We start from the raw sequence: 18,899 nt of genomic DNA on the forward strand, positions 1-18,899 counted from the left end.
ACATCGCCGTCGACGCCCGAAACATTCGGCGAGCACGATCTGTTCATGAACGCATCGCTGCACTCCGTGCCGTCGACGGTCCCCTCCGCGCCGTATCGACCGGCGAGCGGGGCCGTCGACGAGATGTACCGCTCCGACGGCAGCGTCCGGCGGCCGTATCGGCTCATCGACGAGGCGATCACGAACCTCGCACCGTCCGATCTCAGCGCGCGACTCGACGCCCTGCACCGAGCACTCGTCGATCAGGGGATCACGTTCTCCCTGTCGGGCACCGAACGCCCGCTCCCCCTCGACCCGATCCCCCGGATCATCGACGCCGTCGAATGGGCGATGATCGAGAAGGGCGTCGCACAACGGGTCACCGCGCTCGAGCGCTTCCTCGACGACGTGTACGGCGAGCAGGCGATCCTCGCCGACGGGGTGGTGCCGCGACGGTTGATCGGATCGTGTGCGCACTTCCATCGGCAGGCGGTCGGCATCCGCCCGCCGAACGGAGTCCGCATCCACGTCGCCGGGATCGACCTCATCCGCGACGAGAACGGCGACCTCCGCGTCTTGGAGGACAACGTGCGGTCGCCGTCCGGCGTCTCCTACGTCATGGAGAACCGGCGGACCATGGCTCGGATCTTCCCCGACCTGTTCGCGGCGCACGCCGTCCGTTCGGTCGGCGACTATCCGAGGCACCTGCTGCGCGCCCTGCGCGCGTCCGCGCCCTCGAACGTCGCGGACCCGACGGTCGTCGTCCTGACCCCCGGCGTCGCGAACTCCGCCTACTTCGAGCACTCGCTTCTCGCCAGACAGATGGGAGTCGAACTCGTCGAGGGTCGCGACCTGTTCTGCCGCGACAACGTCGTGTACATGCGGACGACGGCGGGCGATACCCGCGTCGACGTCGTGTACCGGCGGATCGACGACGACTACCTCGACCCGATGCAGTTCCGGCCGGACTCGATGCTGGGAGTGGCGGGGCTGGTGAACGCCGCGCGAGAAGGCAACGTCGTGATCTCCAGCGGGGTCGGCAACGGCGTCGCCGACGACAAGCTGATCTACACGTACGTCCCCGACATCATCCGGTACTACCTCGGCGAGGAACCGATCCTGAAGAACGTCGAGACGCTACGCTGCTGGCTCCCAGACGAATGCGCGGAGGTGATCGACCGCATCGACGAACTGGTCGTCAAACCGGTGGAGGGCAGCGGCGGCTACGGCATCGTGTTCGGCCCGGACACGTCGCCCGCCGAACGGGAGTCGGCCGTCGCCGCCATCCGCGCCGACCCGCGCGGCTGGATCGCGCAGCCGATGATCGCCCTGTCGACCAATCCGACGATGGTGGACGGCAGGCTCGTGCCCCGACACGTCGACCTCAGGCCGTTCGCGGTCAACGACGGCTCGTCGGTGTGGGTGTTGCCTGGCGGTCTCACCCGGGTCGCGCTCACGGAGGGTTCCCTCGTCGTCAACTCGTCGCAGGGCGGCGGTTCCAAGGACACCTGGGTGCTGGCGACCCGTCCGGTCGCCGTCACGCCCGGGCCGACCGCCGTCGCCGGGCAGCTCGACAGCCTGACCCCCGCTCCGGCCACCGCACGGCACCTCGTCTCCGAGCAGGAGAGACAGCAGCAACAGCAGTCCACCGAGGGGAAAGGCTCCCGATGATGCTCTCCCGAAACGCCGAGTCGCTGTACTGGATCGGCCGCTACACCGAGCGTGCCGACGACATGTCTCGCATCCTCGACGTCGCGGTCCACCAGCTCCTGGAAGATCCGACGATCGACGTGGCCGCGAGCGTCGAGCACGTCACCCGAGTCCTGGGATTCGTCCCGGCCGACGACGACCCTCGCACGGTCTGGAGTCTCACCGAGCAGATCGCGTACGACAGGACCGATCCCCGGTCGATCGTCGGCCTCATCGGCGCCGCACGGGAGAACGCGCGGGGCGCCCGCGAAGTGATCTCCAGTGAGATGTGGGAATCCCTCAATCAGACCTTCAACAGCCTCGGCGACGCCGAACGACGCGCCCGCAGGCTCGGGCCCCACGAGTTCTTCAGTTTCATCAAGGCCAGGACCGCCATGTTCGCCGGGCTGTCCGATGCCACCCTGAGCCACGACGACGGGTACAGCTACCTGCTGGTCGGACGCTCGGTCGAGCGCGTCGACATGATCGTCCGCATGCTGCACTCACGGTCGGGCGCCGGTGTCGACTCGCCCTCGTGGATGAGCGTGCTGATCGCGGCCGGCGCACAGGACACGTACATCCGCAGCCAACGCGGCAGCCTCGACGCCGAACGCGTCGTCGAGTTCATGCTGCTCGACCGACTGTTCCCGCGGTCGGTGTTCCACTCCCTGCGGTCGGCCGAACGCAACCTCTCGGAACTGGACCGCACTCCCGACCGGGTCGGGGCGCAGTCCAGGGCCCTCACCCTGCTCGGTCGGGCCAGGAGCTCGCTCGAGTTCGTCGACGCGTCGTCGTTGACTTCCGACCTGGCGTCGCACCTGAGCCTGCTGCAGGACACATGCCGCGCGGTCAGCGAATCGATCTCGGCCGAACACTTCCACACCAGCCCGTACGTCTCGTGGACCGACGCGAGCCTGGCATTGGAGGCACGATGACCGCCCGGCTCCGCATCGTCCACACGACCGGCTTCTCGTACACCGCGCCCGTCTCGTCGTCGTACAACGAGGCGCGCCTGACACCGCGGAGCGACATCCGCCAGAACGTCGTCGCGTCCCACATCGAGACCTCGCCCAGTGTCCGCCAGTACCGGTACACCGACTACTGGGGGACGACGGTCACCGCGTTCGACGTGCACACCGCGCACGACCGTCTCGAGGTGACCGGGACGACTGTCGTCGAGACCGAAGCGCAGACGCCCGCCGTGGAGACGGTCGACTGGGCGGGCCTGACCGATGCCGCGATCGTCGACGGCCTCGACGAGATGCTCGGCGCCACCGCGTACACGCCGTTCGCACCCGAGCTCACCGTGTTCGCCGGACGGATCACCGAAGGCCTGTCGCCTGCCGAATCGGTCGACGCCGTGATCGCGGCCGTCCACGCCGAGATATCCTACCGCCCAGGCAGCACCGGCGTGTACTCGACGGCCCTCGACGCCTGGGAGCGACGTGCGGGCGTCTGCCAGGACTACGCCCACATCACCCTCGCAATGGTCCGCAGCCTCGGGATCCCGGCGCGCTATGTCTCCGGCTATCTGCTCCCGAAGGGCGACGCCGCGGTCGGCGAGACGGTCGTCGGCGAGTCGCACGCGTGGATCGAGACCTGGACCGGAGAGTGGCGCGGCGTGGACCCGACCAACGCGACCGGCATCGGGAGACACCACGTCACGGTCGGCATCGGCCGCGACTACGCCGACGTGACGCCGGTGAAGGGAATCGTGACCGGAGGCGGAAGCTCCGGCCTCGACGTCTCGGTGCGGATCACCCTCCTGGCGTGATCCGCACCGGTTCGGCGGACCCGACCGCGGCGATACCCGTCCGACCCACCACGCCCGCCGCGACCGCGGCCTCGCGGTAGGCGCGGGCCAGACTGTCGACGGTCTCGTGGGCGTTGAGTCCGCTCGGGTTGGGCAGCACCCATACGCGCGCACCCGCGATCGTGCGCTGCTGCTCCCCCGCACTCGCACGGCGATCACCGAAGGCCGTGCGGTACGCCGTGATCCCGAGGACTGCCAACACCCGCGGCCGCACCCGCTCGACGGTCGCGATCAGCGCACGACCGCCCTCCTCGAGTTCCTCACGCGTCAGGGACGACGCCTTCGCCGTCGCGCGGCCCACCACGTTCGTGATGCCGATGCCCGCGTCGGTGAGCGCGCGGGCGTCGTCGTCGCCGATCCCCTCCGACGCGTCGATCACGTGATCGACGATCCCCGCCGCGTACAGCGCGGGATAGAACCGATTTCCCGGCCTGGCGAAATGCGCACCGGTCGCCGCGGTCCACAGTCCGGGATTGATCCCCGAGATCAACAACCGACAGTCGGACCCGATCAGATCGGGGACCGTCCTGTTCTCGAAGCTCAACAGTTCCTCGCGCGTGAAGCCCACGTGTCCACCTGTACCAGCAGCGCGGCCGACGCAGGCGGGCGACATGTGTTCCGTTCTCACGGTTTCAACAAGATTGAAAAGCGTCAGAGATGAGCATCGGGATCGGTCGCCCCCGGTCAGGGGCCGTTGCGCGTGATCGACGAGACGATCACCCCAGGACTGCCAGCACGGCCCGATGATCGGAGCCGGGGATGTCGTGGGCCGTCACCGACGACGCCTCGAGTCCTCGGACGACGACGTGATCGATCCCGACGACCGGCGGATACCACTTGTCCGTCGGGTACGTCGGGATCAGGCCCGCACCGGCGAGCGCACCCGCGTCGCGCAGCCCGTCGGTGAGCAGTCGGCGGAACTGCGGGTGGTCGAGGGTGGAGTTGAAGTCGCCGAGGGCGATCACCGGACGTTCGGCCCGCACCGAACGCATCGCGTTCCCCAGCCGATCGAGTTCGGAATCCCAGCGCACGACGTGCGGCGGCGGAATCGGGTGAACCGCGAACACCTGGACGTCTCCGCGGCGCGGCGCCTCCACGGTCGCCGTCAACGTCGCGAACGTGAATCCGTCGAGCCGAGCATGCGACGACATGGGGAACCTGCTGTAGATGGCGCTGCCCTGCGCGAGGACGTCCGGCCGCACGAAGGCGTGCGGGAGGTCGGAGGCGATCGTCGAGGCCGCGATCCGCTCGGCGGCCTCGGCCGTCAATTCCTGAACCGCGAGCACGTCGACGTCGTTGTCGCGCACCAACGCGGCGATCGCGTCGACGTCGGCCCGCCCGAGCATCACGTTCGACGTCAGGACGGTCAGCGCATCGTCGGCCGGTCTGCCCGACGAGACGAATCTCGGCACGTACAGCACCAGTCCCGCCACCAGCACGACCGCGGTGAGCGCGCCCGCAAGAATCCGCGCCCGACCCGCCCAGGCCGCCACGCCGACACCGGCGACGACGATCGCGACCGCGACCACGATCGGCGACACCGCGGCGGCCGCCGCCGTCAGTGTGTGAACGCCGGGTCAATACCGGACAGCGATCGCGAGCACGGCGACGAGCAGAGCCGCCGACCCGACCACCACAAGACAATTGCGAAGTATTCGCTGCATGCGTTCATTGTGCCGAAATCTCCCGTTCCAGCGCACCTCACCAGGTTTCGACACGACGCCTCGGCTGGCGCCTCGGAGTCGGCTCAACCACCATGACGCCTCGTCAGCGTGAGCGGCGGGCGCGGAGATAGTCGCCGACGACGGCGGCGCCGAGGCCGTCCAGGTCGGGCGCGACCACCCGCCCGCCGATACGGCGGGCGATCCGGTCGATGAAGTTCGCGAGGCCCGGGTCGTCGCCGAGCCGGAAGAACGTGATCTGCGTGCCCATCCGCGACAGATGGTCGAGTTCGCGGACCGTCTTGCCGATGGTCTCCGGATGCGGCGGGTACCAGAAGAACGGTTCGCCGCCGCGCTCCAGATGTGCCGTCGGCTCGCCGTCCGTCACGATCAACAGCACCGGTTGAGCATTCGGGAACCGCCGGAGATGACGATGTGCGAGCAGCAGCGCATGGTGCAGGTTGGTGCCCTGCTCCATCCTCGGTTCGAGCCCGGTCAGCTCGTCGACACTCGTCGCGCGGGCCAACCGCCCGAACTCGATCAGATGCAGTTCGTCGGACCGGAAACGTGTCGAGATCAGCTGATTCAACGCGAGCGCGGTCCGCTTCATCGGCGTCCAGCGGCCCTCCATGACCATCGAGAACGACGTGTCGACGAGCAGCACGACGGCCGCCTGTGTCCGGGCCTCGGTGTCGGTCACCTCCACGTCGCGGACATCGATCCGCACACTCGTGCCGAGCGCAGTCGGGGTGTCGGACGACGGATCGCCCTGCTCGCCGACGGTCCGCAGGACGGCATTGGTGAGCGTACGGGTGACGTCCCACGGCTCGGTGTCGCCGAACGCCCATTCGCGCGTCGCACCGGTCGGCTCGCCGAGACGGCCGGCGAGATCCGCTCGCCTGTCCCCGCCGCGCGACGACAACTGCGCGGCGACGTCCTTCAGGATCGCCTGGCCCAGGCGGCGCATCGCCTTCGGGCTGAGCTTCAACGACCCGTCCGCGTCACGTCGGAAGAAGCCCTGATCACGCAGCTCCTTCTCGAGTCGGGTGAGGGTCCGCGCGTCGACTGCCGCGTCCTCGCCGAGCTGGCGGGCGAGTGCGTCGAGGTCGATGTCCTCCATCTGCGCCCCGGCGTAGCCCTGCGACAGCTGTTCGGCGAGTTCCTCGAGCTCGGCGATGTCGCGGAGAGCGGCCGCGCCCTCGCCCATGCCCATCGGCTGGTCGCCGGAGAACTCCTGCGAACCGTCCCAGTTCAGGTCGGGTCTGGCCTGGCGGAGCGCGTCGTCCATCCGAGACAGCGCGCTCATCAGTTCGGGCGAGCCGAACGCCTGCTGTGACAGGCCCGCCAGCTCGGCCTGCTGCTCCGGCGTCAGCGAATTGAAGAACTGCTGCGCCGCCGCCGACCGTTTGGCGAGAGCGTCGATCAGCTCGTCGATCGTCTCCGGGCCTTCCGGAAAGAACTCGCCGTGCTCGTTCATGAACTCGTCGAAGTCGGCCTGCGTCGCCCGCCCGTCGTTGTGCTTGTCGAGCAGTTCGTTGAGGTCGGCGAGCATGTCGGCGATCCGCTGACGGTCCTGCGGAGTCGCACCCTGCAGCGCCTCCTTCATGCCCGCGAAACGCTGGTCGAGCGCTTCACGTCCGAGAAGGTCGGAGATCTTCTCGTAGTCCGCGCGGGCCTCCGGGCTGCGCCAGTCGTAGTCGGACAGCTCCTGCACGGCCTTCGCGGTCGACGCAGGCAGGTTGCCGATCTGCATCTCGGCGAACCGCGCGTCGTCGTCGAGGTCTCGGGCCAGCTGCTTGCGCTCGTTCAGGACCGCCGAGTCGAGGAGTTCGCGGATCTCGTCGAACGTGCCGTCGAGGTTGCGGTTCTTCAGCAGTTCGCGACGCCTGCGGTTGGCCTCCTCCGCCAACCTGTCGAGACCGCGGGTCGACGATCCGCCGCGCCGCAGGAACTCGCGCATCGCACGCTCCGGCGAGACCCCTTGCATCACGTCGTCGCCGATCGCAGACAGCGCCTCACGCAGGTCGACCGGCGGAGCCAACGGATCGGGCCCACCGGTGTACCGGCGGTACCGAGAACGGTGGAAACGGTTACGCGCCATCGGTTTCGAGTTCGTCGTCGCGTTCGACGGAGTACGACGTGCGGCCGTGCTCGTCGGCGTCCTTGCCGATGCGGCGAGCCAGGAACAGGCCCTCGAGAGCGAGTTCGAGGGCGCTCGCCCGCTCGGCGTCGTCGTCGGCGTCCAAGCGCGCCGCGACCTCGTCGAGGACGGTCAGCACGCTCTCGTCGTCGCCGAGTGCGCCCAGCACGTCGACGGCGGGAACCCGGTCACCGGTGAGGATCGGCGTGCCCGCTTCGAGCGCGGTGACGAGCGGGCGCATGTCGAGACCGCCGAGGTGAGCGCGGACGACGTCGGCCACCGACTTGCGCAGCAGGTAGTCGAGGATCTCCAGCTCACGGCCCTCTTCGCCCGACTCGAACTCGATCTTGCCGCGCAGCACCTCGATCACCGACTGCAGGTCGACGGGCCGGGCGACGGCGAGTTCCTCACCGGTCACGGCCGCACGATGCAACGCCGCCGCGGCGACGGTCTCGGCGGCCGCGATGGAGAACCGCGCCGAGACGCCGGACCGCTGGTCGATCGATGGATGCTCGCGGGCGTACCGCGTGAAGCGGGCGAGAGTCTCGATGAGGTGCGTCGGGACGCTCGCGACGAGGTCTGCCTCCTGCTCGACGACGTCGATCTCATCGTCCAGGTCGAGCGGATAGTGCGTGCGGATCTCGGCGCCGAACCGGTCCTTCAACGGAGTGATGATGCGTCCGCGGTTGGTGTAGTCCTCGGGGTTCGCGCTCGCCGTCACGAGGACGTCGAGGGGAAGCCGCAGGCTGTACCCGCGAACCTGGACATCGCGCTCCTCCATCACGTTCAGCATCGACACCTGGATGCGTTCGGCGAGGTCGGGCAGCTCGTTGATCGCGATGATGCCGCGGTGCGAACGCGGGATCAGCCCGAAGTGGATCGTCTCCGGGTCGCCGAGGGTCCGGCCCGCGGCCACCTTCATCGGGTCGATGTCGCCGACCAGATCGGCCACCGACGTGTCGGGCGTCGCCAACTTCTCCCGGTACCGATCGCTGCGGTGACGCCACGCCACCGGCAGGTCGTCGCCGAGTTCGTCCGCCCGCCGGACCGACTCCGGCAGGATCGGCGAGTACGGGTGCTCGTCGAGTTCGGACCCGTCGATGACGGGTGTCCACTCGTCGAGCAGCCCGACGAGCGTCCGCAGCAGGCGCGTCTTGCCCTGGCCGCGTTCGCCGAGCATGACGACGTCATGCCCGGCGATCAGCGCACGTTCGAGCTGCGGGATGACCGTGTCGTCGAAGCCCACCACGCCGGGCCACGGGTCGTCGCCCGTGCGGAGGGCGTCGAGTAGGTTGTGCCGGATCTCGTCGCGCACGTCGCGTTCGACATGGTCGGAGGCACGCAGTTCGCCGAGGGTGCGGATTGTCGGAGGATTGGTGGAGTCTGCCACGTGATCCACGTTACGCGTCCAGGCTGCTCCCCGATCGTTGAGCGGGCTTGCGCTCGCTCAACGATCGGGAAGCGCTCAACCGACGGACGACGATTCGGCGGCCCACCAGTGCCCCGACTCGTCGCCGAACGGTTCCACCTGCCCTTGCGGGCCGACGGGCCGGTCGCCACGGAGCGTCACGCGGTGCATGATGCGGCGCTGCGAGTAGTCCCGGTTCGCATAGTGCGCCGTGCTGCGGTTGTCCCACAGCACCACGTCGCCGAGGCTCCACGTGTGCCGGACGATGTGCTCGGGCTTGGTGAGATGCGCGTAGAACGCGTCGAGCAGGCCGCGGCTCTCGGCCTCCGAGACGCCCGCGATGTGCGACGTGAAACCGGGATTCACGAACAGCGCCTTGCGGCCGGTGACCGGATGGATCCGCACGACCGGGTGACGGACCGGACGCAGACCGGTCACCTCCTCGCCGTCCCACACGTTGCCCTTGCCCTCGCGCCGATGCCGCAGGTAGTAGCCGAATTCGCGGTTGCCGTCGTGGACGGCGACGAGTTCGTCCGCCAGCCGCTGCAGCGGCGACGACAGCGACGCGTACGCGGCCTCGCCGTCGGCCCAGTTGGTGTCGCCGCCGACCTGCGGCAGCACCAGCGGGCGCAGGATCGACGCGGCAGGCGGTCGTGCCATGAACGTCACGTCGGTGTGCCAGACGTCGGCGAAACCGTTGTCGGTGCTGTCGAGCGAGTACACCTCGGCAGGCAGGTCGTCGCCGCTGTCCCACACCGGATGTCCGGCGGTCAGGTCGCCGATGCGGGCGGCGAAGCGGATGTGCTCGGCGTCGTCGATGTCCTGGCCGGACAGCACGAGCACCTTGTGTTCGGCGAGTGCGACGCGAAGGGCCGCGATCTGGGAGTCGGACGCGGCGGCGATGTCGAAGCCGGAGATCCGTGCGCCGTGCGTCGGGCCGATTTGAGTGACGCCGAATTCGACGCCCGCGGAGATGTGGTTCGCAGCGGTGGTGATCGAGAAGGTCATGACGGGGTTCCTTTCGAGATGGGAGCTACTGCGCTGCGTCTTTGACTGCCGTCGAGATCTCGCCGCGCAGCGCGGCGAACTCGAGGGATTCGCGGATGTGTTCGGGGTCGGCGTCGCGGGCCAGCGGCGACGCGATGTCGGCGACGACCTGCCCGGGCCGCTTGGACAGCACCACGATGCGGGTGCCGAGGAACGCCGCCTCCTCCGCGCTGTGGGTGACGAAGATCGTCGTGCGGCCGGTGGTCGCGCTGACGAGTCGGACGTCGTCCTGCAGACGCTCACGAGTCAGCGCGTCGAGCGCGGCGAACGGCTCGTCCATCAGCAGGACCGGCGTCGCGACGGCGAGGGCTCGGGCGATGGCGACCCGCTGCTGCTGGCCGCCGGAGATCTCCCACACCCGACGCTTGGCAGTGCCTTCCAGTCCCACCCGTTCCAACAGCTCGTCGGACTTCGCGCGCCGCTGCGACCGTGGCACTCCGGCATAGCCGAGGGCCAGATCGACGTTGCCTCGGACCGTCCGCCACGGGAACAGTCGCGGCTGCTGGAACACGACGCCCGCCGTGCGCCCCGGCTGCGGGGTGACTCCGTCGATGGTGACCGTTCCGCGGGTCGGGGTGTCGAAGCCGGCGACCTGACGGAGCAGCGTCGACTTGCCCGATCCGGACGCTCCGACGAGGACCAGGAACTCACCGGGCGCGATGTCGAGGTCGATCGGGCCGAGCGCGGTGATCCGCTCCGCACCCGCGCCGAACCGTCGCTCGACCCCGCGCAGTTCCACGCGGCCCGCCTGCGGCTCCGGTTCCTGTCGGTCCGGCACCGCGACCTTCTCCCTACTTTTCAGCGAAGGCACCGGGCAGTCCCCTCGTGTACAGGCCGTCGACGAACGTCTGCTCGGTCGGCGCGCCCGGGATCTGCTTCTGCTCGGCGAGGAACTGTGCGGCGCTGAACAGGTTGAACGCGAGACGTCCGGGCTTGCCGTCGGTGCCGAGCCATTCCGGCGAGGCGATCTCCTCGGGCGTCAGGTACGTCCCCTGCTTGAGCTGCGCCGCCGCGTCCTCTTCGGTGGTGCCGAGCTGCGCGGCGATGGCCTTCGCCGCGGCCGCCGGATCGGAGTGGATGAGCCGCAGCGCGCGGGCCTGCACCTTCCGCCAGGTGTCGACGACCTCGGGGTGGTCCTTCGCGAACGTTCCGGACACGACGCCGAGGTCAAGGGTCGGCTTGCCGGCCGTCGCGATCGCACGGCTGGTGATCAGCGTCTTCCCGTCCTTGCGGAGCTCGTCGAGGGTCGGGAGCCAGGTGTAGACGGCGTCGATGTCGCCGCGCTGCCAGGCCGCGAGTGACGCCTGCGGCTGCAGGTCGATCAGGTCGACGGACGCCGGATCGACGCCCGCGTTGCGGAGCGCGGCCAGCAGCGAATAGTGCGCGGTCGACGCGAACGCGGTGGCGACCCGCTTGCCCTTGAGGTCGGCGACGCTGTTGATATCGGTGCCGTTGCGGGCGACGAGGGCCTCGTTGTCACCGGCGACGTCGAGGACGAACGCCACCTTGTAGTCGATGTTCAGGGGAGCCGACAGACCGCGAGCCACGGGGCTCGATCCGATGGCGCCGAAGTCGATCTTGCCCGCCACGAACGCCGTGTTGACGTCGGCTCCGGAGTCGAACTTGGTCCACGCGATGTTGTAGTCGGGCAGCGCGTCCTCGAGCCAATGGTTGTTCTTGACGATCAGGTCGCCGCTGGGGAACGACTGGTACGCGAGCCGGATGGTCGGCTTGCTCGAGTCGGTGCCGTCTCCCACCGCACAGGCGGACAGTCCCGCGACGGCCGCGACGGCCACCACTGCTGCGAGGAGCTTCGTTGTGAAGCTTGTCTTACTCATATCTGTCACGCCTTTCCGCGCCAGGGGACTGCGCGTCGTTCGATAACGCGCAGGAGTCCGTCGATCACCAGCCCGGAGAGCCCGATGGCGAGGATGCCGACGAGGACCGCGGGGGTGTTGTTGTAGTTGCTGGCGTCTTTGACGACGCCGCCGATGCCGGGGATGCCGTTGAACAGTTCGGCCGCGACGACCGACGAGTAGGCGATGCCGACCGACAGCCGGATGCCGGTGAACGTCTCGGGGAGCGCCGACGGGATCACCACGTCGCGCAACACCTGCAGACGATTCGCGCCGAGCGCCTTCGACGCCTCGACGAACGCGATCGGCGTCGCGGCCACCGCCGACGTCGTCGCGACCGCCGCGGGCGGCAGGGCCGCGAGGGCCAGGAGCGTCACCTTGGGCGCCTCGTCGATGCCGAGCCAGATCACCAGGAGGAAGAAGTACGCCAGCGGCGGGAGGGCCCGCAGGAAGGTGAGCCACGGTTCGACGAGCGCGCGGAACCACGGGACGACTCCCATCGCCAGGCCGAGCGCCACGCCCGCGACCACGCCGACGGTCACACCGAACAGGACGCGGCGAAGCGTCATGTACAGGTGCTCCCACAGGAGGTACCCGCCGTAGCCGCGGACTCCGTCGTGCGTCGTCGACATGTCGACGAACGCCTTCCAGATGGAACCGATGCTCGGGACGAAGGTCGCCGACCATATCCCGGACGAGGCCGCGACCTGCCACACGGCGGCGAACAGGGCCGCCGACAGCACCGGCAACCCGAACTTCACGACCGCGGGATGCCGCCACGATCCCCGCGGTTCGGTGGTGTCGTCGTCGACCTCGGCGACGATCTGCGTTGTACTCACCCGACGAGAATGACGCACCCCGCGTCGCGCGCCCAGCGTTCAAATCTCCGCGGAGTTAAGACCCCGCCGTCTTCGTGAAACCGGGTTTCGTCGAGTATGCGTCCTCGTCTACACACGCCGCATGCCGTGCACTCGATCCGCCGCCACCAGCGGCGACGTCAAAGATCGGTCGAATCAGGAGATCCCAGCGGCAATATGCCACTGGAACTCGATCCCTGGACCGATGTCAGGAAGCGAAATGCGGATCACGGCCGATGAAGGCGGCGAGGGAGACGACCGGGTCGGCGGCGTCGGGTGTCGGGAACGCCGGACCGTACTGGCCCGAACTACGCAGGACGTCCTCCATCTGACTCAGGCCGGAGAGGATGCCCGCCGCGAAGTCCGGGTCGAGGGCCGGGCGTCGTCCGCCCGCCTGGGCCAGGTCCCACGTGTGCATGAAGACGTCACCGCTGTAGAACTGGTCGATGATCTGTTGCAGCGGCATCGTGCCCAGGTAGGGGTGAGTGAAATCGCCCGCCGCGGAATCGGATTCGAGGATCGCCTGGACCGCGGCCGCACGCTCGGACCATGCGGCGGCCGGGTCGTCGTCGACGGAGCCGACGGCGGGCAGCGCCACTCCCCCGGCCTCCAGGAACGACGGGAACCAGTCGATGAGATGGCGGACCACATCGCGGGCCGTCCATCCGTCGACGGGAGCCGGGGCGTCCCAGTCGGCCGTCGCGGCGATCTCCGCGGCGAAACCCGCGGCGATCGTGCGGTGACGGTCGGCGGGCGCCGCGGTGGACAGGGCGCTCATGCGCCCTCCACCTCTCCAGCGGAGAGCAGGGCGTCGAGCTTGGCGTACCCCTGATCGACGCCGACTTCCATACCCGAGGCCAGCCAGGCGTCGCGGCCCTCGAAGCTGTCGACCAACGACTGCGCGTGGAGACGAGTACGCCCGTCGCCGAGATCCTCGAAGCGCAGCGTTTCGAGGGAGACGTCCTCCGGCATGCCTTCGAAGGTGAAGGTCTGGACGATCGTGTCGTCGCCGATACGGTGGAAGCATCCCCGGAATCCGTACTCTTCGCCGTCCCTACCTGCGACGTAGCGCCATTCTCCGCCGTCTCGTGCATCCCACACGACGATCCGGGTGTCCATCCCGTCCGGCCCGACCCACCGGGCGAACAGGTCAGGGTCGAGGTGCGCGGCACGCAGTTGCGCGGGGGTGCCGACGAAGTCGCGCGTGATGCGGATGAGGGGCAGGTTCTCGTCGGCCTCGATGGCGGCCTGAGCGGTGGTGGTCATGATGCGTTCTCCTCTGACGAGTCGGTCTGTGGGTTCATCTCCGCGAGCAGTGCGTCCAACCGCTGATACCTCGCCTCCGCCTGCCGCCGATAGCGCTCGATCCACTTGGTCATGAGATCGAACACCTCCGCCTCCAGGTGGACGGGTCGACGCTGAGCGTCGCGGGTGCGAGTCACCAGACCTGCGTCCTCGAGCACCCTCAGATGCTTGGACACCGCCTGCAGGCTCACGTCGTACGGCTCAGCCAGTTCGTTCACCGTGGCGTCGGCCGTGGTCAACCGGGCGATCATGTCGCGTCGGGTCGGATCGGCGAGGGCCGAGAACACTCGCGAGAGCTGATCATCCGGCATCACCGACCTCCTTGTTCAACCATCCGGTTGATAACTAGTACACGCCTCTTCCAAGCCGTTGTCAACCACTTGGTTGAGAAAGCGTCAGCGGTGCACTCCAGACACATAGAGCCACCGCCCGTCGACACGCTCGAACGTGCTGCGTTCGGTCATCGCACCGCGCCCGTCGGCGTCGCGATACACCGCGGTGAACTCGACGACGCCCGATGAGTGGAACGGCGAACCGTCGACGATGTCGACGATCGTCAGGTGCAGCCAGCACGTTCCGTCGTCGAGATCCAACGACGACGGACGAGTCGACGGATGCCAGGTGTCGAGCAGGTACCGGCGATCGCCGACTGCGAAGGCGGTGAATCGGCTCCTCATCAGGGCTTCCGCGGTCGGCGCCGACCCGCCGGACAGGTATCGGCCGCAGCACGCGGCGAGGTTCTCGCCACTGCCGCACGGGCATCGTCGTTCGTCCACGCGTCCACCCTGACATGTGCGACCCCTTGACAGGCGCGACACCCGGTGCAATGGTTAGTTAGTCAAGTAAGTAACCAAATAACAGGAGGCGCCTGATGATCGACGACGGACGGGCCCTCTTCCAGCAGATCGCGGACAGCATGGCCGACTCGATCATCGACGGAACCCTCGCGGAGGAGACCCGCGCCCCGTCGACCAACGAACTCGCGGCCTTCCACCGCATCAATCCGGCCACCGCAGCGAAAGGCGTGAACATGCTGGTAGACAAGGGAATCCTCTACAAACGACGCGGCGTCGGAATGTTCGTCGCCACCGGCGCACGCGACGCCCTCCGCCACGAACGGCAGGAGGCGTTCGCCGATCGGTTCATCGAACCGCTGCTCGGCGAGGCCCGTCGCCTCGGACTCGCCCCGGACGACCTCGTCGCCCTGATCCACGACCGTGCACCCCGCGACCTCATCGACGAAGGAGACCCGACATGACGAACACACCGGCCGTCAGCGCACGCGGACTCACCAAGCGCTACGGCGACACCACCGTCCTCAAGTCGGTCGACTTCGACATCCCGACCGGCACCATCTGCGGCCTCTTCGGCCGCAACGGCGCGGGCAAGACCACCCTCATGTCGATCTTGACCGCGCAGAACTTCGCCACCTCGGGCGAGGCCAGGATCTTCGGCCGGTCCCCCTACGAGAACACCGACGTCCTGTCCCGACTGTGCTTCGTCCGCGAGAGCCAGAAGTATCCGGAGGACGCCAGGCCGTTCCATGCGTTCGCCGCGGCGAAGCTCTTCTTCCCCAACTGGAACGACGAGCTCGCCCACCAGCTCATCGACGAGTTCCGGCTGCCGTGCAAGACGCGGATCAAGAAACTCTCCCGGGGCCAGCTGTCGGCCGTCGGCGTCATCATCGGTCTCGCCTCGCGCGCAGAGGTCACGTTCTTCGACGAGCCGTACCTCGGGTTGGACGCCGTCGCCCGGCAGATCTTCTACGACCGCCTGCTCGCCGACTACGCGGAGCACCCGCGCACCGTTGTCCTGTCGAGCCACTTGATCGACGAGATCTCCGACCTCATCGAACGGGTCCTCGTGGTCGACGACGGCGAGATCGTCCTCGACGAGAACGCCGACGACCTGCGCGGACGCGCGTTCACCGTCGTCGGACCGGAACGCGCCGTCGACACGTTCATCGCCGGACGCGAGGAACTGCATCGCGAACGTCTCGGATCCGTCGCGTCGTCGACGGTGCTCGGCTCGCTCGACGTCGACGATCTGCGACGCCTCGGCGAGGCGAACCTCACCACCGCACCGGTGTCGTTGCAGGAGCTCATCGTCCGATTCACGCAGCGCGCCGACACGTCCCGCACCGCCCAGACACGAGAAGGAGCACTCCGATGACCACCGCGACCCCCGCGCTGCGGACCGGCAAGGTGATCCGCATGCAGTTGATCAACAAGCAGACGTTCGTCTGGATGCCGCTGCTGATCCTGGCGAGCTCGTTCGCCATCACGATGATGGTCTACGGCGTGATCGCGTACTCGGTGAGCGACCGCACCGAGCCCATGTACGGCGGCGGATCGCAGGCTCCGCTCTGGTACTTCCTCGTCGTGGGCGTGCAGGCGCTCTCGTTCACGTTCCCGTTCGCCCAGGCCCTGAGCATCAGCCGACGCGAGTTCTTCTTCGGGACGTACGCGACCGCGATCCTCACGTCGCTGACGCTGACCGCGGCATTCCTCGCGGGCGGCGGCATCGAACGCGCGACCGACGGCTGGGGCTTCGACGCGTACTTTTTCTACCTGCCGTGGATCTGGGAGCAGGGACCGGTCGTGGCGCTGGCGCTGTATTTCACGATCGCGATGTTCGCGTTCACCGTCGGATTCTGGGCGGCGACGCTGTACAAGCGGTTCAATCTGATCGGGCTGCTGTCGACGGGTGTCGGAATCGCCGTCGTGATCGTGCTGACCGCCCTGGCGCTGAGTTGGGCAGGCGAATGGCCCGCGTTCGGACGCTGGATCGTCGACCTGGCGCCCATCGATGTGGCCGGGTTGTTCCTCGCCGTGGACGCCGTGCTCGCGGGCGTCTCGTACCTGACGATCCGCCGCGCGATCCCGTAGCCACGCGGTGCACGACAATCGACCCTTCGACTCCGGGCCGGAGTCGAAGGGTCGATCAGTGCGCGAAGTGGCGCGAACCGGTGAGGTACATGGTGACGCCCGCGGCTTTCGCGGCCTCGATGACCTCGTTGTCGCGGATCGACCCACCGGGCTGGACGACGGCTCGGACGCCTGCGTCGAGCAGCACCTGCAGACCGTCGGGGAACGGGAAGAAGGCGTCGGACGCTCCGACCGATCCCTTGGCGCGGTCACCGGCGCGGTTCACGGCAAGGTGTGCCGAGTCGACGCGGTTCACCTGGCCCATGCCGACGCCGACGGACGCGCCGTCGGAGGCCAGCAGGATGGCGTTCGACTTGACCGCACGGCACGCGCGCCACGCGAAGACCAGGTCGGCGAGGGTCTGCTCGTCGGCGGCGTCGCCGGTGGCGAGCGTCCAGTTGGCGGGATCGTCGCCTTCGGCGTCGATGACGTCGCGGTCCTGCAACAGGATGCCGCCCGACACCGGGCGGATCTCCGCGCCCTTGGCGGTGGGTGCGTCGGCGACGAGGATGCGGACGTTCTTCTTCCGCGACAGGACCTCGACGGCTCCGTCGGCGTACGACGGGGCGATGATCACCTCGGTGAAGATGTCGGCGACCTGCTCCGCCATCTCGACGCTGACCTCGCGGTTCGCGGCGATCACGCCACCGTAGGCGCTCACCGGATCGCATGCGTGCGCCCGCCGATGAGCCTCGGCGATGTCCGAGCCGACCGCGATGCCGCACGGGTTGGCGTGCTTGATGATCGCGACCGCGGGGTCGGTGTGGTCGTACGCGGCACGCCACGCGGCGTCACCGTCGGTGAAGTTGTTGAACGACATGGCCTTGCCGTGCAGCTGCTCCGCCTGCGCCAGCCCCGCCGGGCCGTTGGTCGAGGTGTAGAGCGCGGCCGCCTGGTGCGGGTTCTCTCCGTACCGAAGCACGTCGGCGCGCTCCCACGTCGCGCCCGCCCACACCGGGAAGTTCGACGTCTCATCGGGTGCGACGACGCTGCTCATCCACGATGCGACGGCCACGTCGTAGTCGGCGGTGTGGCGGAACGCCTTCGCGGCGAGTGCCTTGCGCTCGGAGAGGGTGAAACCACCCGCGGCGACGGCCTCGGTGACCCGCGCGTAGTCGGACGGATCGACGACGACGCCGACAGACGGATGGTTCTTGGCGGCGGCACGCACCATCGACGGGCCGCCGATGTCGATCTGCTCGACGCACTCGTCGGGCGTGGCGCCCGACGCGACGGTCTCGGTGAACGGGTAGAGGTTCACCACGACCAGCTCGAACGGGGCGATGCCGAGTTCGTCGAGCTGACGGAGGTGATCGTCCTTGCGGGTGTCGGCGAGGACGCCCGCGTGGACACGCGGGTGCAGCGTCTTGACGCGGCCCTCGAGGCATTCGGGGAAGCCGGTCAGCTCGCTGACCTCGATGACCGGGACGCCCGCACCCGCGATCGTCTTGGCTGTGGAGCCGGTCGACACGATCTCGACACCCGCCGCATGCAGTGCGGTCGCGAGCTCGGCGAGTCCGGTCTTGTCGTAGACGCTGACCAGGGCGCGCTTGACGGCGCGACGATCTGCAGTTGCGTTCACTTGAGGTGTGCCTTTCGTCCATCGGTGACAACGCCACGGGCGGCGAGCGCGTCCACCACTTCTGGAAGCAGAGCGCGCTCGACGGTTTTGATGCGTTCGTGCAGGGTGGCCTCGGTGTCGTCGGGGGTGATCTCGACGACCCGTTGGGCCAGGATCGGGCCGGTGTCCACGCCGCCGTCGACGAGGTGGACGGTGGTCCCGGTGACTTTGACGCCGTACGCGAGCGCGTCGGCGACGCCGTGCGCACCGGGGAACGCCGGCAGCAGGGCTGGGTGGGAGTTGACGACGGTCCCGCCGAAACGGCCGAGGAACGCTGAGCCGAGGATCTTCATGAAACCCGCGGTGACGACCCACTCGGGCGCGAAGCCCGCGACGGTCTCGGTGAGCGCGACGTCCCACGCGGCGCGGTCGGGATGGTCTTTGAGCACGCATTCGACGACCGGGACACCCGCGGCCGCGGCGATGTCGACGGCGGCGCACGGCCGGTCGACGACCGCGCCGACCACGGTGAATGCCGCGTCGGGACCTGCCGAGTACTCGATGATCGAGGCGAACAGCGATCCGGTTCCGGACGCGAGGACCACGACGGGCGCCTTGCCGGGGCGAACGGAGTCCTGAGGGCCTGTCACAGTCAC

20 protein-coding genes are annotated in these 18,899 nt (G+C 68.5%); 6 read left to right on the forward strand and 14 right to left on the reverse strand.

Features of this window, described 5'->3' with window-relative positions:
• The first annotated feature begins 45 nt into the window (after nucleotides 1-45).
• Genes GYB83_RS07220 through GYB83_RS07230 form a run of 3 tightly spaced genes read left to right on the forward strand, consistent with a single transcriptional unit; the run spans nucleotide 46 to nucleotide 3,442 of the window.
• Nucleotides 46-1,650, forward strand: coding sequence for a circularly permuted type 2 ATP-grasp protein (locus GYB83_RS07220; RefSeq protein WP_186349736.1), 1,605 nt, complete (start codon nucleotides 46-48; stop codon nucleotides 1,648-1,650).
• Nucleotides 1,647-2,603, forward strand: a complete 957-nt coding sequence (locus GYB83_RS07225; protein WP_161894858.1) for an alpha-E domain-containing protein — start codon at nucleotides 1,647-1,649, stop codon at nucleotides 2,601-2,603. The genes GYB83_RS07220 and GYB83_RS07225 overlap by 4 nt, the downstream gene beginning before the upstream one ends.
• Nucleotides 2,600-3,442: a transglutaminase family protein gene (locus GYB83_RS07230; RefSeq protein WP_161894859.1), complete on the forward strand. Its 843-nt coding sequence runs from the start codon at nucleotides 2,600-2,602 to the stop codon at nucleotides 3,440-3,442. The genes GYB83_RS07225 and GYB83_RS07230 overlap by 4 nt, the downstream gene beginning before the upstream one ends.
• Here the strand turns inward: GYB83_RS07230 and mug are convergent.
• From mug to GYB83_RS07290, 12 genes are all read right to left on the reverse strand, one after another.
• Nucleotides 3,426-4,049: a G/U mismatch-specific DNA glycosylase gene (mug, locus tag GYB83_RS07235; RefSeq protein ID WP_161894860.1), complete on the reverse strand. Its 624-nt coding sequence runs from the start codon at nucleotides 4,047-4,049 to the stop codon at nucleotides 3,426-3,428. The two genes, GYB83_RS07230 and mug, sit on opposite strands and share 17 nt — an antisense overlap.
• Nucleotides 4,050-4,197: 148 nt before the next feature.
• Nucleotides 4,198-5,022, reverse strand: coding sequence for an endonuclease/exonuclease/phosphatase family protein (locus tag GYB83_RS07240; RefSeq protein ID WP_228461268.1), 825 nt, complete (start codon nucleotides 5,020-5,022; stop codon nucleotides 4,198-4,200).
• 226 nt (nucleotides 5,023-5,248) lie between these two features.
• Nucleotides 5,249-7,243 carry a VWA domain-containing protein gene (locus GYB83_RS07245; RefSeq protein WP_161894861.1) on the reverse strand — a complete coding sequence of 665 codons (1,995 nt, stop codon included), beginning with the start codon at nucleotides 7,241-7,243 and terminating at the stop codon, nucleotides 5,249-5,251.
• Entirely contained in the window at nucleotides 7,233-8,672 is a 1,440-nt protein-coding gene (locus GYB83_RS07250) for a magnesium chelatase ATPase subunit I (protein WP_186349737.1), read from the reverse strand. Before GYB83_RS07250 ends, GYB83_RS07245 begins: the two co-directional genes overlap by 11 nt.
• 75 nt (nucleotides 8,673-8,747) lie before the next feature.
• Entirely contained in the window at nucleotides 8,748-9,698 is a 951-nt protein-coding gene (locus GYB83_RS07255; RefSeq protein ID WP_161894863.1) for a TauD/TfdA dioxygenase family protein, read from the reverse strand.
• Between the two features lie 25 nt (nucleotides 9,699-9,723).
• A complete protein-coding gene (locus tag GYB83_RS07260; RefSeq protein ID WP_228461270.1) occupies nucleotides 9,724-10,515 on the reverse strand; it encodes an ABC transporter ATP-binding protein in 792 nt (263 codons plus the stop codon).
• A 13-nt stretch (nucleotides 10,516-10,528) separates the two neighbouring features.
• Entirely contained in the window at nucleotides 10,529-11,575 is a 1,047-nt protein-coding gene (locus tag GYB83_RS07265; protein ID WP_161894864.1) for a taurine ABC transporter substrate-binding protein, read from the reverse strand.
• 5 nt (nucleotides 11,576-11,580) lie between these two features.
• Nucleotides 11,581-12,432: an ABC transporter permease gene (locus GYB83_RS07270; protein WP_161894865.1), complete on the reverse strand. Its 852-nt coding sequence runs from the start codon at nucleotides 12,430-12,432 to the stop codon at nucleotides 11,581-11,583.
• 226 nt (nucleotides 12,433-12,658) lie between these two features.
• Complete coding sequence (locus GYB83_RS07275; protein ID WP_161894866.1) at nucleotides 12,659-13,228, reverse strand: maleylpyruvate isomerase family mycothiol-dependent enzyme; 570 nt, start codon at nucleotides 13,226-13,228, stop codon at nucleotides 12,659-12,661.
• Nucleotides 13,225-13,716 carry an SRPBCC domain-containing protein gene (locus GYB83_RS07280; RefSeq protein WP_161894867.1) on the reverse strand — a complete coding sequence of 164 codons (492 nt, stop codon included), beginning with the start codon at nucleotides 13,714-13,716 and terminating at the stop codon, nucleotides 13,225-13,227. Before GYB83_RS07280 ends, GYB83_RS07275 begins: the two co-directional genes overlap by 4 nt.
• Nucleotides 13,713-14,066: an ArsR/SmtB family transcription factor gene (locus GYB83_RS07285; RefSeq protein ID WP_161894868.1), complete on the reverse strand. Its 354-nt coding sequence runs from the start codon at nucleotides 14,064-14,066 to the stop codon at nucleotides 13,713-13,715. The genes GYB83_RS07280 and GYB83_RS07285 overlap by 4 nt, the downstream gene beginning before the upstream one ends.
• An 84-nt stretch (nucleotides 14,067-14,150) precedes the next feature.
• Nucleotides 14,151-14,531 (reverse strand): YchJ family protein, encoded by a 381-nt coding sequence (locus GYB83_RS07290; protein ID WP_161894869.1) that lies wholly within the window; start codon nucleotides 14,529-14,531, stop codon nucleotides 14,151-14,153.
• A 95-nt stretch (nucleotides 14,532-14,626) separates the two neighbouring features.
• On the opposite strand from GYB83_RS07290, the gene GYB83_RS07295 reads away from it, so the two are divergent.
• From GYB83_RS07295 to GYB83_RS07305, 3 genes are read left to right on the forward strand one after another with little or no spacing between them, the layout of a single operon-like run.
• Nucleotides 14,627-15,013 (forward strand): GntR family transcriptional regulator, encoded by a 387-nt coding sequence (locus tag GYB83_RS07295; protein WP_161894870.1) that lies wholly within the window; start codon nucleotides 14,627-14,629, stop codon nucleotides 15,011-15,013.
• Entirely contained in the window at nucleotides 15,010-15,927 is a 918-nt protein-coding gene (locus tag GYB83_RS07300; protein WP_161894871.1) for an ABC transporter ATP-binding protein, read from the forward strand. Before GYB83_RS07295 ends, GYB83_RS07300 begins: the two co-directional genes overlap by 4 nt.
• Nucleotides 15,924-16,643, forward strand: a complete 720-nt coding sequence (locus GYB83_RS07305; RefSeq protein WP_161894872.1) for a hypothetical protein — start codon at nucleotides 15,924-15,926, stop codon at nucleotides 16,641-16,643. Before GYB83_RS07300 ends, GYB83_RS07305 begins: the two co-directional genes overlap by 4 nt.
• Before the next feature lie 55 nt (nucleotides 16,644-16,698).
• Here the strand turns inward: GYB83_RS07305 and purH are convergent, their stop codons facing one another.
• Nucleotides 16,699-18,264: a bifunctional phosphoribosylaminoimidazolecarboxamide formyltransferase/IMP cyclohydrolase gene (gene purH / locus GYB83_RS07310; RefSeq protein WP_161894873.1), complete on the reverse strand. Its 1,566-nt coding sequence runs from the start codon at nucleotides 18,262-18,264 to the stop codon at nucleotides 16,699-16,701.
• A complete protein-coding gene (gene purN, locus GYB83_RS07315; RefSeq protein WP_228461272.1) occupies nucleotides 18,261-18,893 on the reverse strand; it encodes a phosphoribosylglycinamide formyltransferase in 633 nt (210 codons plus the stop codon). Before purN ends, purH begins: the two co-directional genes overlap by 4 nt.
• Nucleotides 18,894-18,899: the final 6 nt, after the last annotated feature.

It is taken from the genome of Gordonia spumicola (genome assembly GCF_009932475.1).
GTDB lineage: Bacteria > Actinomycetota > Actinomycetes > Mycobacteriales > Mycobacteriaceae > Gordonia > Gordonia spumicola.

Bases quoted from the DNA above. Each gene is read 5' to 3' on its own strand.
- GYB83_RS07280 (WP_161894867.1), bottom strand. From the start codon at position 13,716: ATGACCACCACCGCTCAGGCCGCCATCGAGGCCGACGAGAACCTGCCC.
- GYB83_RS07295 (WP_161894870.1), top strand. From the start codon at position 14,627: ATGATCGACGACGGACGGGCCCTCTTCCAGCAGATCGCGGACAGCATG.
- GYB83_RS07275 (WP_161894866.1), bottom strand. From the start codon at position 13,228: ATGAGCGCCCTGTCCACCGCGGCGCCCGCCGACCGTCACCGCACGATC.
- GYB83_RS07220 (WP_186349736.1), top strand. From the start codon at position 46: ATGAACGCATCGCTGCACTCCGTGCCGTCGACGGTCCCCTCCGCGCCG.
- GYB83_RS07225 (WP_161894858.1), top strand. From the start codon at position 1,647: ATGATGCTCTCCCGAAACGCCGAGTCGCTGTACTGGATCGGCCGCTAC.
- GYB83_RS07245 (WP_161894861.1), bottom strand. From the start codon at position 7,243: ATGGCGCGTAACCGTTTCCACCGTTCTCGGTACCGCCGGTACACCGGT.
- GYB83_RS07265 (WP_161894864.1), bottom strand. From the start codon at position 11,575: ATGAGTAAGACAAGCTTCACAACGAAGCTCCTCGCAGCAGTGGTGGCC.
- GYB83_RS07300 (WP_161894871.1), top strand. From the start codon at position 15,010: ATGACGAACACACCGGCCGTCAGCGCACGCGGACTCACCAAGCGCTAC.
- GYB83_RS07285 (WP_161894868.1), bottom strand. From the start codon at position 14,066: ATGCCGGATGATCAGCTCTCGCGAGTGTTCTCGGCCCTCGCCGATCCG.
- GYB83_RS07305 (WP_161894872.1), top strand. From the start codon at position 15,924: ATGACCACCGCGACCCCCGCGCTGCGGACCGGCAAGGTGATCCGCATG.
- GYB83_RS07255 (WP_161894863.1), bottom strand. From the start codon at position 9,698: ATGACCTTCTCGATCACCACCGCTGCGAACCACATCTCCGCGGGCGTC.
- GYB83_RS07230 (WP_161894859.1), top strand. From the start codon at position 2,600: ATGACCGCCCGGCTCCGCATCGTCCACACGACCGGCTTCTCGTACACC.